Source organism: Methyloprofundus sp., from assembly GCF_965251085.1.
GTDB lineage: Bacteria > Pseudomonadota > Gammaproteobacteria > Methylococcales > Methylomonadaceae > Methyloprofundus.
On record NZ_OZ252594.1, the window covers coordinates 3,449,741 to 3,465,596 of the forward strand.

Below are 15,856 nucleotides of genomic sequence, written 5' to 3' on the forward strand. Positions count from 1 at the left end.
GGTCTATTGATGCGGCAGACTTTTTTTTAAACGTCCATCACTGATCGCCTTGCGAAAGGTATCTGCCCGGATGCCTAATTCTTTAGCGGCTTCGTTAGGCGTCATACCTTGATCCAGATATTCCTGAGCTTGCTGCAAAACCTCAAGCGTAAAGAGTGGTCCTCCCTTGCGAGTCGGGCGAGGTTCAAAAAACGAATCAGCCCCTTTTTCTCGTAGTTGCCTTAATGAGCGCATAACACTACTTTTAGAGACACCAAAGGTTGTAATAATATCGATTGAACGACAGGAACCGGTATTGATGAGTTGAGAGGTGTGAAGTCTAAATAATCTCTTATTGTCAGCCTGGTGAGAATAGATCGGGATACCGCCGAGGAAATAAAACCACTCATCATTTCGGTTATCAACACTGACCTGACCATTTATAATAGTCGTACCCTGAGGAATTATTGGGAGCATGAGTTGCTGCATTAATTGAATACCTCGTATGATATGAGGGCTTAGTTTAACCTAAATGAGTACCATTTTCATTTCTTTAGCTGAAAATATCAATCATTTGACAATAATTCCCTAACCCTTTAATTATATTGCCTAGTTTAAGTTTTAATGGATTTCTTTCAGGATAGCGAATCAAGATGTCTGAGGCTTGGAATCACATAACGGCCTTTATCATAACGGCAACGAAAATGCGCTCTGGACTTTTGAGATAAGCTTTCAGCCCAGTCAAAAATAGATTCATAGCTCCTCATGCCGCATAACACAGCTCCAGCGGCTATTCCCAGAACAGTCTGTATTCTATGGCGTCGCCCTTGGGCTCTACGGGGATCATTAATTTCCTTGAAGAAATCCGGTAATGAACGCATTTGATGACGCGTTATTTTCATTTTTACCTCACCTAATAAAAAATGATGACTTAATATAGTGTGAGATAAAACAGATTGTGCTCGACGATGAAGTGGCTTAACGAAAATCAGCTTTTTGTGCTCTGTTTGAGCAGAGTAACCGTCTGTTACCCTGCGAAACCCTTTCGTGTAACCAATAGCCTGCCAGTTACTGGCTCGATAAACACCTCCATGAAATCGCTTTGGATCGACAAAGGTCTCGACCAACAAAATAGGGTGTCCATACTTTTCAACCCAATCATTGGATAAGCGTTTAAGGCACAGTGAAAGGAGGCGTGATCCTAGGTTTTTATCATGCCTCGTCGGTAATATCAAAAAACGGCTGTTGTTGGCAATCAGTTTTAAGCGGCCCGTTTGGTGGCGATAACTCCATCCTATCCAGCTATCACGAGCCGCACACTTTAATGCGGCGGCCGAAAAGCTGATCAGTGCAATCCATTCTGTTTCAGAATAGGCCACATACCAAAGGGTTTCACCAATTTTTGGAATAGCACCTAAGTAATGCTGGGCCTCCATCAAATCCTGATATTTTGGTTCTTCTTGCTTTAAAATGGGCCTGACTGATATTTGGTTGAGTTGCATCGTTTTATCTCAAGAAACTGGATAGAAACTATACATGCTTTTCATGGGTTTGTCCATCTTGGGGTGTAACTCATTACCATGCTTACCCTTTATAGCTAGAACAAATTAGCCGTGGTACGAAAACGTACGTTAGTATCTATATTAAGATTAAGGCGCATTTCAGAGAAATGGGTAAAACCGAGCTCACCATTAGATATCAATTTCTAATGGAATTTGAAATCTGATACAGATACAGACTCAAAGCGATACCCATCAGTTAGGAAAAGGCCAAGGTTAAAACTTCTGGCTACGAACTTAATACGAGACACTAGTCGTGCTCTCTCCCAGCTTAAATAGGTAGCCAAACTTCTTTATTATGTTTTTTATCCTAACGTGCGCATATTAGCAGCAATACGATTAGCATAATCAGGATCTATCTTTTTAAATTGTTCAAGCATTCGTTGCTGAACTGATGCTTCCGCTTGCACCAAACCTTCAGCAATCGTTGTGGTTAGCTGTTGTTTTTGTGATTCATTCATCAGACGGAATAAATCACCCGCCTGGCTATAGTGATCTTCATCATTCGCTACTCCATGCCGTTTAATCCATGCATTTTCCAGTATTGGCATAGGTGGTTCTGCAACTGATGGCTGGGGAACTGGTGCGCCTTCATTGATCTGATCATTAGGATAAAAATTAACCTCTGAACTTTGAATGCTGCTTTGGCCGTGTACAGGACAACCAGCCATTGCACCGTCTCTTTGATAATGATTCACCGGACATTTTGCCGCATTAACGGGTAGTTGATTTGCATTAACGCCAACACGGTAACGATGGGCATCCTGATAGGCTAATAAACGACCTTGCAGCATTTTATCAGGTGATGCACCGATACCGGGCACCAAGTTACTGGGTGCAAAACAAGCTTGTTCTGTTTCGGCAAAATAATTTTCAACATTGCGGTTCAATTCAAGTTGGCCGACCTCAATTAAAGGGAAATCAGCATGAGGCCAGATTTTAGTTAGATCAAAGGGATTAATGTGATAATTCTTTGCTTCTTCCTCAGTCATGATCTGAATCTTGGCTGTCCAGCTTGGAAAATCACCCCGATCAATTGCTTCAACCAGATCTTGTTGCGCACCAAAAGGCGATGCTTGTGCAGCCTCTTCATTGGTCAAGCACTTGATACCCTGATTAGATTTAAAGTGCCATTTCATCCAGAAACGTTCACCTTTATCATTCCAGAAACTAAAAGTATGTGAACCAAAACCATGCATGTGTCGAAGCGTGGCTGGAATGCCTCTGTCTGACATCAATATGGTCATTTGATGTAACGATTGAGGGTGATTTGCCCAGAATTCAAACATAGCCGCTGGATCAGGCAAGTTGGTTCTTGGATTTTTTTTCTGAGAATGCACAAAATCCGGGAATTTGATCGGATCGCGCAAAAAGAACACTGGGGTATTATTACCGACCATGTCGTAGTTACCCTGTTCGGTATAAAACTTGATCGCAAAGCCTCGGGGATCACGGGCATAATCACTGGAATCCTGTCCACCACCCACGGTAGAAAAACGAACAAAAACTTCAGTTTGCTTTTCTTCATCCTGTAGGAAACTCGCGATCGTATAATCGCTTAATGATTTGCTGACTGTAAATGTGCCATAAGCGCCGGTGCCTCTGGCATGCACAACACGTTCTGGAATTCTTTCCCGATTTAAATGCGCTAGTTTTTCGAAGGTATAGTGATTATCGAAAGTTAAAGCACCACGATCTCCAATACTAATGCTGTTGTCATCATCTGCGACAGGTGAACCTGTCGCAGTTGTTAAAGTTGGTTTATTCATTATTCGTACTCCCAATTGCAATTGAACAATAAGCAAATTTTAGTATGCTTTCGTGATCTAGATTATACAAACGATAAAGATTTGTATAATTGATTGTTTATATTATTTCGATTGATGGGCTCTATAAATAAATGATCTACCTCTAATCGCATAGCCTATCTGCTTATATTTGTTAATGCTCTATAGATATGGCGATAAGCTCAACAATCTTTACCATTAGCTCCGTCCTAACACTTGTTTTTCTCCAGACTAATCCGATGCTACGACTGGGAACCGGTTCTGTGAAAGGAATATAACTAATGCCTGTCTCAGCTTCATTGATTGCAATTTTGGGCATAAAGGTAATTCCTGTACCCGCTCGAACCATTTGTCTGAGTGTTTCCAGTCCTGTTGCTCTGACATTCTGCTGTTCTTCGGCTCCTTGCAATTGGCAAATCTGCAATGCCTGGTCGCGTAGACAATGGCCTTCATCAAGCAATAATATTTGCTGATGTAGTAGATCTTCTGGCCTAATAATGGCTTTTCCTACTAAGGGATTATCTACTGCCACAGCCAGTTGGAACTCATCATCAAACAGTTTTTCACTGGTCAGAAAGTCTTCCTTTATTGGTAACGTCAGTAGAGCAGCATCAATTTGACCTTGTTTCAGTTGTATAATCAATTCATCTGTTTTTTCTTCGATCAGAATGAGTTGCAATTCAGGCAGCGCCTTTTTGATGTGCGGGACCAGGCTAGGGAAAATATAAGGTGAAAGTGTAGGAATTGCCGCCAGCCTGAAATTACCTGCAAAGGGGTTCTGTGCATTTCTGGCTAATTCCTCCAAATGATCAATTTCCAATAACACGCGTCGGGCTGATGAAATAATCTGTTCACCTAACTCAGTTGTTAATACTTTTTTATTGCTCCGCTCAAAAATCTGGATGTTCAGATTTTCTTCCAATTTCTTAATTTGCGTACTCAGTGTAGGTTGGCTAATACAGCATTGTTCAGCTGCTTGCACAAAGCTATGCAAATCTGCTACTGCCACCAAATAACTTAAATCTCTTAGATTCATAAGCTCTCCATGTATAGGCTGTATCAATTGATAACATAAGAACAATCAATTATACATTGATACAATCAATCGATAACATATCAACCATAGAAATTAAGTCGTAAACAAGCAGTTCTTTGGAGGTCGTTATGAAAAATCCTGAACTATATACATCAGCTGACCCTCTCAGTCCCATAAAAATGAATTGCACTTATTAGTTGAACCTAAGGTAACTCACCAAGCCAGGTCGCCAAACCAAGCAATTCAAAAAAACATTCAACATCCACTGTAACCTTATCGACTATTCTGGCATCTAAGGGGTAACTTAAACAGCTGGACAACAATCCGGCAACAACAGGGGATACCCGTATGAATATCAAAGCAGGCATAATATCAGGCTTTGTAGCCACCATAGCATTGTCAATTATTATGGTCATTAAGACTAAAATGGGGGTGATGCCAGAACTCAACGCGATCAAAATGCTGGCCGGCATGATGAATACATCACCTTTCATGGGTTGGGTCGCACATTTTATGATCGGCACATTTGTGTGGGGCATATTATTTGCACTGCTAGTTAATAAACTTCCCGGGGGGGTAATCAGCAGTGCCATTCTTTTTTCCATCGTTGCATGGTTAATTATGATGATCGGACCAATGCCAATGGCTGGTGAGGGTCTGTTTGGTCTAAATATTGGCATGATGGCACCAGTAGCAACATTGATGTTACACCTAAATCCTGCAAGCATTATACATAATAATCCACAAAACTCCTTATTAAACAATGATATAATATCATTTTCCTGATTTCACTATCTCATTGTTTTAATGAAGCCCTCTAAAGTATCAAAATCCTCATCTCACGTAAGAAACCGTACCCGAACGGTAAAAATGACATCTACAGCACATGGATTGACAAGCCAGGCGGGACTGATTCCCGTCGTGAAATATTTAGACAGGATAGGTTTTGAAAAAACCGTAAAACAAAGCGTTCCACATCGGCGGGGTGAAAATGCAGACCATCACTTATCTGATGTGGTTCTATTGACGTTGGTTGGCATGATGGGGGGAGCAACATCAATGGCAAAGGTGACGACCGTATGGGCAGATAGCGTACTGCGCAAAGTAGCTGGCTGGATAAAGATTCCTGTTGAAACCACAATTTTACGGATCTTTAAAGAAGTAAGTGATAGGCAGATAAGCCAGTTTGAAACGCTCACGCATACTTTGCGTGGTCAACACTGGCGGCGATTGCTTCGTTCCGGAAAATCGAAAACTGGCATACAATCCGTCCAGTGGGTCGATGTCGATTCAACTGTGGACACCGTTTGTGGTCGACAAGAAGGAAGTGCCAAAGGCTTCAACCCCAAAAAGAAAGGTGCCCGTTCATACCATCCACAACTCGCTTTTCTAGCGGAAACAAAAGAAATTTTACAAGCCTGGTTCCGGACAGGCAATGCCTTTACAAGCAATGGTGTTGTAGAATTTACCAAACAGTTACTTGCACACTTGCCCAATCGGATGCGCATTATTTTTCGCGGTGACAGTGGTTATTTTGTCGGTGATTTGCTTGAATTTCTCGATACCAGAGGGCATGGGTATCTAATAAAGGTTAAACTTAAGAATTTGAACGCATTGCTGGCCAAACAGGCCTGGACAGCCATACAAGGCCGACCCGGTTGGGAGCAGAGCGAGTTTCAATATCGTTGTGGTGGCTGGTCTCGCTCTCGTCAGTTTGTCGCGGTCAGGATAAAGCAACCTAAACAAGTGACAGGACCTCAGTCCGAGCTTTGGGATACGGCAGAATATGACTATTTTTGTTATGTAACAACTGAACCTCTATCGCCTTGGCAAACACATAAGAAGTATGGTGAACGAGCGACGTGCGAAACATGGATTGAAGAAGCAAAATCACAAATGGGTTTAGGTAAAATCAGAACGAATCAATTTCTGGCTAATGCCGCATTATTTCATTGCGCCGTTCTTGCCTACAATACCGTGCGCTGGATGGCTCAATTGAGTGGCAACAAAACGTTGTGCCAATGGGAGCCGGATACACTTCGTACTTATCTGATTCGGGTGGCTGGAAAATTACTCACAGGCAATAATCAGCTGAGAGTCAGAACACCTGCAGGTCCGCTCTATCCACAGGAATGGGATGATTGGGTTAAGGTGGGGTTACTCGCTTAACATTAACCGAAGTTAAGTCACTTTGATTAAAAGGTCATGGCACGTTGGCAGGGTGTTTATTGCCTTGGGCTCGGGGGATATCCATACGATACAAAAAATTTCCTCTATTTATGATTTAAATCTGGATATTTTGATCGGTTGGACAAAGAGGGCTGGCAAAGCGGCAGTAAAAACCTAATAACCACTTAGCTAGACAGGTTAATGAGAGTCAAAATATGGGCTTGCAGGATTTAGGTTACATATTATATGGGGTGTTGTGCTAGGTCTTGTTTATAAATGGGTAGATCAGTTAAAAAGCCCGTCTTAATAGCTAATGTTGATTTTTAACCCTCTTAACAAAATCATTACAATACCTATTTATTTCTACCTACCAACTTTTATTCAACCCCTAAGTGGAGAATGATAATGCCAACAGCTGCTGAATTATTAATTAAGTGCCTCGAAAATGAAGGTGTCGAATTTATTTTTGGAATCCCCGGAGAGGAAAACCTCCATGTCATGGATGCTCTGCGCAATAGCTCAATAAAATTTATTACCGTTAGACATGAGCAGGGGGCTGCGTTTATGGCTGATGTGTATGGTCGCCTCACTGGCCGAGCGGGTGTCTGTCTAGCAACACTCGGTCCTGGCGCAACCAATCTCATTACCGGTTATGCGGATGCCAATATGGATAGAGCACCGATTGTGGCCATTGCTGGGCAGGGTTCTACTGCACGTATGCATAAGGAAAGCCATCAAATGATTGACCTGGTCAATTTATTTGAACCTATATCAAAATATAGTGCCGAAATAGTACAGCCAGACATTGTGCCTGAAATAGTGCGCAAGGCTTTTAAGGATGCGCAGTCAGAAAAACCGGGAGGTGCATTTATAAGCTTTCCTGAGAATATTGCCGGAATGGAAGTGGCAGAAAATTTAACCCCGCTAAAAGTACAAAGCGCAACCCCCCCATTCCCTGCACCCAATAAAATCACTCAAGCCGCTGAGCTTATTTCTTCGGCGCAGTTTCCTATTATTATGGTCGGTAATGGAGTGATTCGAGCAAATGCTTGCAATGCATTAGTTAATTTTGTTGAGAAGCTTAATATTCCCGTTGCACACACTTTTATGGCCAAGGGCTGTGTGCCATTTTCTCATCCCTTAAGTCTTGGAACTGTCGGTCTTCAGGCGCATGATTATGTGAATTGCGGCTTTGACCGTGCCGATGTGGTGATTTGTGTCGGTTTCGATATGGTGGAATATCACCCTAAATCATGGAACCCTCAAGGCGATAAAAAAATTATCCATATCGATCAGACGTATGCAGAGGTCGATGCGTTTTATCAGCTGGAAGTCGGGGTACTGGGTGAAATCAGCACATCTCTGGAGTTAATAGCGAAACAGGCGACCGCTAAGGAGTCGGTTTATGCAGGGTCCTTGCGTGAGATCATTAAAGAACAAATTGATGCTTATCGCGATGACAACAGTTTTCCAATCAAACCTCAGCGTATTTTATATGACACTCGGCAAGTTTTAGCCGACGAGGATATTTTACTTTCTGATGTCGGAGCACACAAGATGTGGATTGCCCGACTGTATCATTGTGAACAGCCGAATACCTGCATTATTTCCAATGGCTTTGCCTCAATGGGGATTGCCTTACCGGGTGCTTTGGCTGCCAAGATGGCATATCCGAACAAAAGAATCCTTGCCATTACCGGAGATGCTGGGTTTTTGATGAATTCTCAAGAAATTGAAACGGCATTGCGCTATAAGCTCGCCTTAGTCGTGATGATTTGGCATGACAAAGAATACGGTTTAATTAAGTGGCATCAACAACGCCGCTTCGGTCGTAGCGGAAATATCAGCTTTAATAATCCTGATTTTGTCAAATATGCCGAATCGTTCGGTGCGATAGGCTACCGAGTCGAAAAGACAGAAGAGTTAATTCCTACTCTGGAGAAAGCATTTGCGCAAAATACGGTTGTTATCATCGATGTGCCAGTGGATTACAGTGAGAATATGAAGTTAGGGAGATGGAAAGAAATAATCATCCAGAACAACCAGGAGAAATGGTCAAAAACCATTTCTCCAACGATGGCATTCGGTCAACAAACTGATAATACGTCTTCATTGCTTTTTTACCTACCTTTACTCCTGTTTCATATATTTTTTCTGTTAATTTAACAATAGGTGCTTTGCCATTGTAGGTCATACTTTTGGCAAATTTTAAAGTTGTTTCAACTGTATCCATTATGTCGCCACTAATATGATTTTCATAGGCTCCCCATACTCGTTCAATTGGGTTATATTTACTATGATAAGGAGGGTAGTAGGCCAGTTTTATCTTTATGTTGCTTTTTTCAGCAAACTCCACAAGCCTTTTTATAAACTGAGTTCTGGAGCTACTGTTCTCCATACCATTGTCAGCGTTAATTGTCAGAATATCTACTCCATATTTTTCTTGAATTTCTGGCCAAATTTCTTCCAATCGGTCAACGATGAAATCACTGCTGGCATAGCCTGCTGTAAAGAAAAGGAAAAAATCATCATGTTCAGGCAGATAAAAACCAAAAGGAGTTAACTTTTCCTTAACATCTAAATCATGATCCTCTGCTTTTGTTAAAACCCGATTTCGTCCTCCCCGTGAAAAATTTCCTATATTCATTCTTGCTTTGGCATCAATTGATATACGAATCTCTTTTGGGTTGATATCTGCCATTCCATTGACTGCATGAACTTGTTCAAAAATTGCATCCGTTTCCTTGATTTTCTTATGAGGCTTTGTTTTTTGTACCTTTTTTGGATGGTAACTCAGGGTAATTATTCAGACCCCTTAACAATTGGTAGCTTAGGAACCGCAACACCTACCCGCTGATTGTGAATAACGGCCGCTAAATATATCCATGGGGATTGCTGCCTTTTTCTACAGGTTTCGATGACACTAATCAAAATAGCAAACACACATGAACCTTCTTCAGTTCGTGTTCCATAGCTGATTCGCCTTAATATAACCCAGTGCCGTAAGGCACGTTCTGCTTCGTTATTGGTTAAGGGTAAATGAGGGAATTCGAGTACCCGAAAGATAGCCTCCCAATCATTGAGCATTTCTGTTGCTAGCGCATGGGTCTTTGTGTGTGTTGATGCTTTCATTTGTTCACACAGTTGCCGATAGGCTATCAATTGCGTTTGGTAAATTTCCGTCAGTGGCGAGTTTGGAGGGTGGTGCCGTGCTTCACGAATTGCTGTCATAAGCATGTTCATTAATTTGAGTGTTTGTTCTCCAAATAGCTGAGAGTCTTTATTTAAGCCCTCTTTTAAGCCTTTTGCCTTACGAATCAGGTGAGCCCAGCAACGAGCTCGATTAAGGTATTTTCGATAAACCTGGTAACCATCACTCATTAGCCAGCCGCAATATGCTTGACCCAGGATGTTTTCAATCAGTTCTGATGACCGAGTTGAAATCCAGTAGGCTGTGACGGTATCTGTACTAAAAACCCATAGCCATAAAAAAGTGGTGAGTTCCATCCAGGAAGTTTCATCAACATGAAGTAGATTACTTTCTACGACTTCCTTTACTAATTCAGCTTCTATAGGCATTGCTGCTGCGCCGCTTTCATGTAATGTATTGTTAATCGTGCCAACACTAATCTGTAACCCTAGCCAATCACATAAAAACTCTTGGACACGTTCTCGTGAAAGCCGCATGCGATAAGTAAGGCATATAATTAATGCTGCAAGCCCCGGACCTACCAATCTCCATTGGCTACAGTTTATATCCTGCAAGGTGCCATCGGAATTGGAACGATGCGGTTCTTTTATTGTAATATGTCCACAGTGACAGGTGACTTCATAATAGCTATGCTTGGTATTCGTTAGCCTCAGGCCTGGATTTTTCTCATCAGACCATACGATATCAATGGTTTCAAAAGCCGTGTATGCTTTTTTGAAATGGTCATTTAATGGTTGATGGCAGCATTCACATATTTCAGGAAAATGTTCCTGATAGTCTGTGATCACTATTTTTTGTTGTCGCCCAAAACCCTTGGCTCCAAGTTGCTTCCCTGGTTTTCGTTGTTCTTCTGTTTCATTTTTCGGGGACTGTCTGGATGTTTTATTGGGCTTTTCAGTAGGAGATGACTCTTTTTTATCTGAAGTCGCTTCTTGTTCCTCTTCGGAATCATTACTGGAATCTTTTTGAGTGTCCCTTTCCCATGGTGCTTCACTGCTTGGAGGCCGAGAACTATTATGGGAATTCTGGCTTAACCGTTCACGAGCTTCCTTTAAATCTGTAAGCAATCTTATTGAAAGACGACGTAACTCTTCTTCTGATAAATTTAGAAGCTCTTCTTCGTCAAGTTGGCTTAGATCCTGATTACTTAATTGCATGGCCTACATAATACTTCTTGGTATCATAAAGTTACAAGCCTTTTTTAAATTAGTTGTCAAGTTTGTCGGTAGGGGTCTGAATATTTACAACTCAGGTCATTTAATTTTGTATTGATAGTTTTTGAGCAAGGTAATGTTTTTTCATCATAATAATCAATCTCCAGTAAACGTTTTCTAACTTCTTTAGCCGTTAGCCGGGTATATAATCGACAGGAATTAAAAGAGGGATCCGTTTGACACTCCGGTTCAGCAATTTTTTTTATGTCATCAAGTAGATGAGGAAAATGCTCTTCACTTTTATTACGCCCTCTCGCTGAAAAATTATCTTCTATGGGCTGAGTTTCAAGTTCATATTGTCCTTTTCGGATAGTGCCTCTATTCCATCCTAGTTTTTCTTCAGCAATACTTGCACCACCTGAGCCTAGTAGCTCCACCGTTTCAGCCATGAATATACGACGTACCGAGCCTTTTAAACGATGGGCTGTATTTATAATCCAACCTATAATGCTATCTGTTAATATCAACAAGCTTATCTGCCTAGTGTGAGAATAAATTCAGAATTCATTATTATAAATTATTGAGACACAAGCTTACTTCGTTTGGATGATTATTTCTTTCCATCTCCCTTAACTAAAGAATTAGGCGAATTGGTGTGTACGATATGATCACACATGAACCGCTACATTATAGCGTTCAAGTGCAAGGTGCGGCAGGCAAAGGCATATTAGAAGTCACATCGCCATTTAATGGTGAATTAGTTGCAAGCATAGAAACCATTGACGAAAAAGGTGCTGAGCAGGCCTTAGATAATGCTTTTCAAGCGTATAACAATCGTAATGGATGGTTACCTGCCGATAAACGCATAGCTATTTTAGAGCGTACTGTCGTGTTAATGAGAGAGCGTTTTGATCGCTTGGTGCAAATAGCGGTGCGGGAAGGAGGCAAGCCATTAATCGATACCCGCATTGAAGTGGAGCGCGCCATTGATGGCCTTTCCTTGTGCATAGATTGTATTCGTAGTGAGCATGGGCGCGAAATCCCCATGCAGCTAAATTCATCATCCAGTCAACGATTTGCAATAACCCATAAAGAACCTATTGGTGTGGTCGTTGCTGTCAGTGCATTTAATCACCCACTGAACCTTATTATTCACCAAGTGGGTCCAGCCGTTGCTAGCGGTTGTCCTGTGATTATTAAACCCGCAAAAGATACGGCGGCGAGTTGTTTTGAATTCGTTAAATTGTTGAGGGAAGCAGGCTTGCCAGATGGTTGGTGTCAAGCTGTCGCTGTGACTGATCTTGGGGTCGCTGAAAAGTTAGTTACAGATAGCCGAGTGGCATTCTTTAGTTTTATAGGCAGCGCCAAAATTGGCTGGACTCTTCGCTCTAAACTAGCAGCGGGGACTCGTTGCGCCCTGGAGCATGGTGGTGCGGCCCCAGTTATTATGGCAGAGGATGCAGATCTTGAAAAAACCTTGCCGTTAGTGGTCAAAGGAGGCTTTTATCATGCGGGACAGGTCTGCGTATCGGTGCAACGCGTCTTTGTACATAAGACATTGATTAACAATGTCGCTGAGCGTATGGCGGAATTGGTTGGGCAATTACAAACCGGCGATCCATTATTGGCAAGGACAGACGTGGGGCCGTTAATCCGTCACCATGAAGTCACTCGCATTGGTGATTGGGTGGATGCTGCCACAATATCAGGAGCACAAGTTTTGACGGGGGGCAAGCAACTGGCTGATTCATTCTACGCGCCAACCGTTTTACTTAACCCTTCGGTGACCAGCGAAGTGAGTCATCGTGAAATTTTTGGCCCTGTGGTATGCCTTTATACCTATGACAAAATTGATGAGGCGATTCAGCAGGCGAATGCGCTTCCTTTTGCTTTTCAGGCAGCAGTCATGAGTCAGAATATTGATACGATTATGTATGTCTATAAACATCTGGCTGCTTCCGCTGTCATGGTGAATGACCATTCTGCATTTCGTGTTGACTGGATGCCGTTTTCCGGCTTGCGTCAATCGGGATACGGGGTGGGCGGAATTCCCTACACTTTCCGGGATATGCATATCGAAAAAATGTTAGTGATACGTTCACTGGCATTGTAAAAGAGTCTGTCAAAAAAATGTATCTATTTAGCATGACTTTTCCAAAAGACACTGAATAGTTACAAAACAATAATTACTTTCTTTGAAGGAAAAATCTCATGCGTAAACGTTTTTATCTCCTGGCAACACTTAGTTTAATACTTTCCGCAGGCCTCGCCTGGTTATGGTTTCCGGCGGTCGGGCTGCTGGGGCTTGTGATCTGTGTGGTGATGCTAGGAATTCATGACATTTTTCAATCCAGACATACCATCCTGCGCAACTTTCCGGTGGGAGGTCACGGGCGCTGGTTTATGGAATGGTTACGGCCGATGATGTATCAATATTTCATTGAGTCCGAGACTGATGGTGTGCCAGTCAGTCGAATGTTTCGGTCGGTGGTTTATCAGCGTGCAAAGGGGGTGCTAGACACCGTTCCTCTGGGAACCAAGATGGACACTTACCGAACGGGTTATGAATGGATGGATCATTCTCTTATGGCGTTAAAGGCTGATGAACTTGATCAGGATCCACGCGTTATTATCGGAGGCCCAGACTGTAAACAGCCGTATGCAGCAAGTATTCTAAATATTTCTGCCATGAGCTTTGGCGCACTCAGCAAACATGCCATATTAGCACTCAATGGAGGAGCGAAAATTGGCGGTTTCGCCCATAATACGGGTGAAGGAGGGCTTAGCCCTCATCACCTTGAGCCTGGTGGGGATTTGATTTGGCAGATAGGCACTGGTTATTTCGGCTGTCGCAATGAAGAAGGCCATTTTTCGGAACAACTGTTTGTAAAAAATGCGACCTTAACCAATGTCAAGATGATCGAAATAAAGTTATCACAGGGAGCTAAACCAGGTCATGGCGGTATTTTGCCCGCCATAAAAAATACCCCAGAAATCGCAGAAATTCGAGGTGTACAGCCTTATACTCAGGTGGACTCCCCGCCCGCGCACAGCGCTTTTTTCACGCCGCTGGAAATGATGCAATTTATTCATCTATTACGTGAACTATCCGGAGGCAAACCGATTGGGTTTAAACTGTGTTTGGGGAGAAAAAGTGAATTTATTGCGCTATGTAAAGCCATGATAGAAACTGGCATCAAACCTGATTTTATTACCGTCGATGGCGGGGAAGGTGGAACGGGAGCCGCACCATTGGAATATACTAATTCAGTGGGTACACCCCTACGTGAAGGGTTGGCTTTTGTGGTTGACTGTTTGATTGGTTTTGATCTCAAGAAAGATATTCGTGTCATTGCCAGCGGGCGAGTTTTCACTGGTTTTCATATTGTGCGTTTATTAGCGCAAGGGGCTGATCTGTGCAATAGCGCCAGAGGAATGATGATGGCACTGGGGTGTATTCAGTCTCTGGAGTGCAATAAGAACAGCTGCCCTACAGGGGTTGCAACACAAGAACCTTCTTTGTATAAAGGTCTTGTTGTTGCCGACAAGAAGCAACGGGTCGCAAATTTTCATAAGGAGACGGTAGAAGCAGTCGTTGAACTGATCGCCGCCGCCAGTTTAAAAAGTACCGATCAACTAAAGCGATGTCATATTCAACGCCGGGTCAGTGCTGAACAGGTGCGTTGTTATGATGAGGTTTATCCATCGCTGGAACCCGGATGTTTACTGCAAGAACCTTATCCAGAAGCTTTTAAAAAGCTTATGAATAATGCTCACGCAGAGCATTTTTAACAAGTTTTATTCATTATCACGTCCATCACTACGAAACTGAAAAAGAAAAGCATCAGTGTGAATTAAAACAGTAATAACTTTACAGTTCAAATAATCGGGTAAGAGCTGGTTTCTCTCCAGCTCTTACCACACCACGCTGCATGCGGATCCGCACAGGGCGGTTCATTAGCCATTTGGATAATGGAACTTTACCCACTGTTCTTTAACAGACACTAACCCTTGTGCTTTTAGCCAGTCATTATTAAGACCCATTTGCACAGCCTTGGTTTTCGCTAACCGATAATACCCTTTTGAACTCAAGCCAATATAAATCGCCAGTTTGGTAGAGACTCCTAAACTAATCAATTTTCGAATACGGGTTTTCATTCTGCACCATTGTTTTAAATAGCACATACGAATCCGTCTTCTAATCCAGTGATCCAGTTCAGGAACAGGACGATAAAATTCACTCAGCCCAAAGTAGTTTATCCAACCAGAAATATATCGCCTGAGTTGTAAATACCGATAGCTCCAGCTAACGCCCCAAGATCGCCCCGTAATTTCACGAATACGATGCTTAAAGTTTGCCAGTGATTTCGGACTCCAAACGATTTTCTTGCCTTTAAAGACAAAACCAAGAAAGCTAAGCTTGCGCACGGGTACTACTTGGCTTTTCTCTGTGTTGATGGGTAACTTTAACGTTTCAAGAAAACCGACGACTTCCGCTTTAATTCGTTCACCTTCTGTGAAGGATTTAACGCTGATGACAAAGTCATCAGCATATCGAGCAAAACGATAGTGTTTACTTTCTAAATAACGGTCAAGATCATCTAGCATGACGTTAGCTAATGATGGAGATAGTGGACCACCCTGCGGTACACCGCGAAGCGTGTCTTCTACCTTGCCATTAATGCTAACCCCAGCACGCAGATATTTTCCAATCAGTGCTAATACACGTTTATCATCGACCCATTTTGACACACGGTTCATCAACAAATCGTGATCGACGTTATCGAAGAATTTCGACAGGTCAATATCAACTGCGTAGACATAGCCTTGTTTTATCCCATTCTGCACGGCCTTAACAGCATGATGTGCAGAACGTAAGGGGCGAAAACCATGGCTATGATCCGAAAAATCGGGATCGATGATGGGTTGCAGGCATTGAGTGATGGCTTGTTGGATTAGTC

The 15,856-nt window shown here is 42.5% G+C and carries 12 protein-coding genes and 1 pseudogene; 5 read left to right on the top strand and 8 right to left on the bottom strand.

Going from position 1 to position 15,856, the window contains the following annotated elements:
• Positions 1–3 precede the first annotated feature (3 nt).
• The 4 genes from ACQY3F_RS16100 to ACQY3F_RS16115 all read right to left on the bottom strand — a co-directional run bounded on the left by ACQY3F_RS16100 (position 4) and on the right by ACQY3F_RS16115 (position 4,361).
• Entirely contained in the window at positions 4–468 is a 465-nt protein-coding gene (locus ACQY3F_RS16100; protein WP_428353027.1) for a hypothetical protein, read from the bottom strand.
• 146 nt (positions 469–614) lie between these two features.
• A complete protein-coding gene (locus ACQY3F_RS16105) occupies positions 615–1,481 on the bottom strand; it encodes a Druantia anti-phage system protein DruA (RefSeq protein WP_428355954.1) in 867 nt (288 codons plus the stop codon).
• Between the two features lie 362 nt (positions 1,482–1,843).
• A complete protein-coding gene (locus ACQY3F_RS16110) occupies positions 1,844–3,307 on the bottom strand; it encodes a catalase (protein ID WP_428355956.1) in 1,464 nt (487 codons plus the stop codon).
• A gap of 172 nt (positions 3,308–3,479) precedes the next feature.
• Positions 3,480–4,361 carry a LysR substrate-binding domain-containing protein gene (locus ACQY3F_RS16115; RefSeq protein ID WP_428355958.1) on the bottom strand — a complete coding sequence of 294 codons (882 nt, stop codon included), beginning with the start codon at positions 4,359–4,361 and terminating at the stop codon, positions 3,480–3,482.
• 348 nt (positions 4,362–4,709) lie between these two features.
• Here ACQY3F_RS16115 and ACQY3F_RS16120 point away from each other — a divergent pair, with 348 nt between their 5' ends.
• From ACQY3F_RS16120 to ACQY3F_RS16130, 3 genes are all read left to right on the top strand, one after another.
• Positions 4,710–5,147 (top strand): DUF6789 family protein, encoded by a 438-nt coding sequence (locus ACQY3F_RS16120; protein ID WP_428355959.1) that lies wholly within the window; start codon positions 4,710–4,712, stop codon positions 5,145–5,147.
• 21 nt (positions 5,148–5,168) lie between these two features.
• Positions 5,169–6,530, top strand: coding sequence for an IS1380 family transposase (locus ACQY3F_RS16125; protein ID WP_428352976.1), 1,362 nt, complete (start codon positions 5,169–5,171; stop codon positions 6,528–6,530).
• Positions 6,531–6,935: 405 nt separating this feature from the next.
• A complete protein-coding gene (locus tag ACQY3F_RS16130) occupies positions 6,936–8,696 on the top strand; it encodes an acetolactate synthase large subunit (protein WP_428355961.1) in 1,761 nt (586 codons plus the stop codon).
• On the opposite strand, the pseudogene ACQY3F_RS16135 reads toward ACQY3F_RS16130, so the two are convergent.
• From ACQY3F_RS16135 to ACQY3F_RS16145, 3 genes and pseudogenes are all read right to left on the bottom strand, one after another.
• Positions 8,635–9,336 (bottom strand): annotated as a pseudogene (locus tag ACQY3F_RS16135) (ISAzo13-like element transposase-related protein); the annotation flags it as partial. The gene ACQY3F_RS16130 and the pseudogene ACQY3F_RS16135 overlap by 62 nt on opposite strands.
• A complete protein-coding gene (tnpC, locus tag ACQY3F_RS16140) occupies positions 9,333–10,898 on the bottom strand; it encodes an IS66 family transposase (RefSeq protein WP_428353782.1) in 1,566 nt (521 codons plus the stop codon). The pseudogene ACQY3F_RS16135 and the gene tnpC, both read right to left, overlap by 4 nt.
• Positions 10,899–10,954: 56 nt before the next feature.
• The gene (locus ACQY3F_RS16145; protein ID WP_428355963.1) at positions 10,955–11,422 is read right to left on the bottom strand and encodes a hypothetical protein; all 468 of its coding nucleotides are present in this window, start codon (positions 11,420–11,422) and stop codon (positions 10,955–10,957) included.
• Between the two features lie 137 nt (positions 11,423–11,559).
• Between ACQY3F_RS16145 and ACQY3F_RS16150 the strand changes: the two genes are divergently transcribed.
• Positions 11,560–13,008, top strand: coding sequence for an aldehyde dehydrogenase family protein (locus ACQY3F_RS16150; protein WP_428355965.1), 1,449 nt, complete (start codon positions 11,560–11,562; stop codon positions 13,006–13,008).
• A 98-nt stretch (positions 13,009–13,106) separates the two neighbouring features.
• Positions 13,107–14,687 (top strand): FMN-binding glutamate synthase family protein, encoded by a 1,581-nt coding sequence (locus ACQY3F_RS16155; RefSeq protein WP_428355967.1) that lies wholly within the window; start codon positions 13,107–13,109, stop codon positions 14,685–14,687.
• Between the two features lie 165 nt (positions 14,688–14,852).
• Here the strand turns inward: ACQY3F_RS16155 and ACQY3F_RS16160 are convergent, their stop codons facing one another.
• Entirely contained in the window at positions 14,853–15,851 is a 999-nt protein-coding gene (locus tag ACQY3F_RS16160; protein ID WP_428357712.1) for a reverse transcriptase domain-containing protein, read from the bottom strand.
• Positions 15,852–15,856 lie beyond the last annotated feature (5 nt).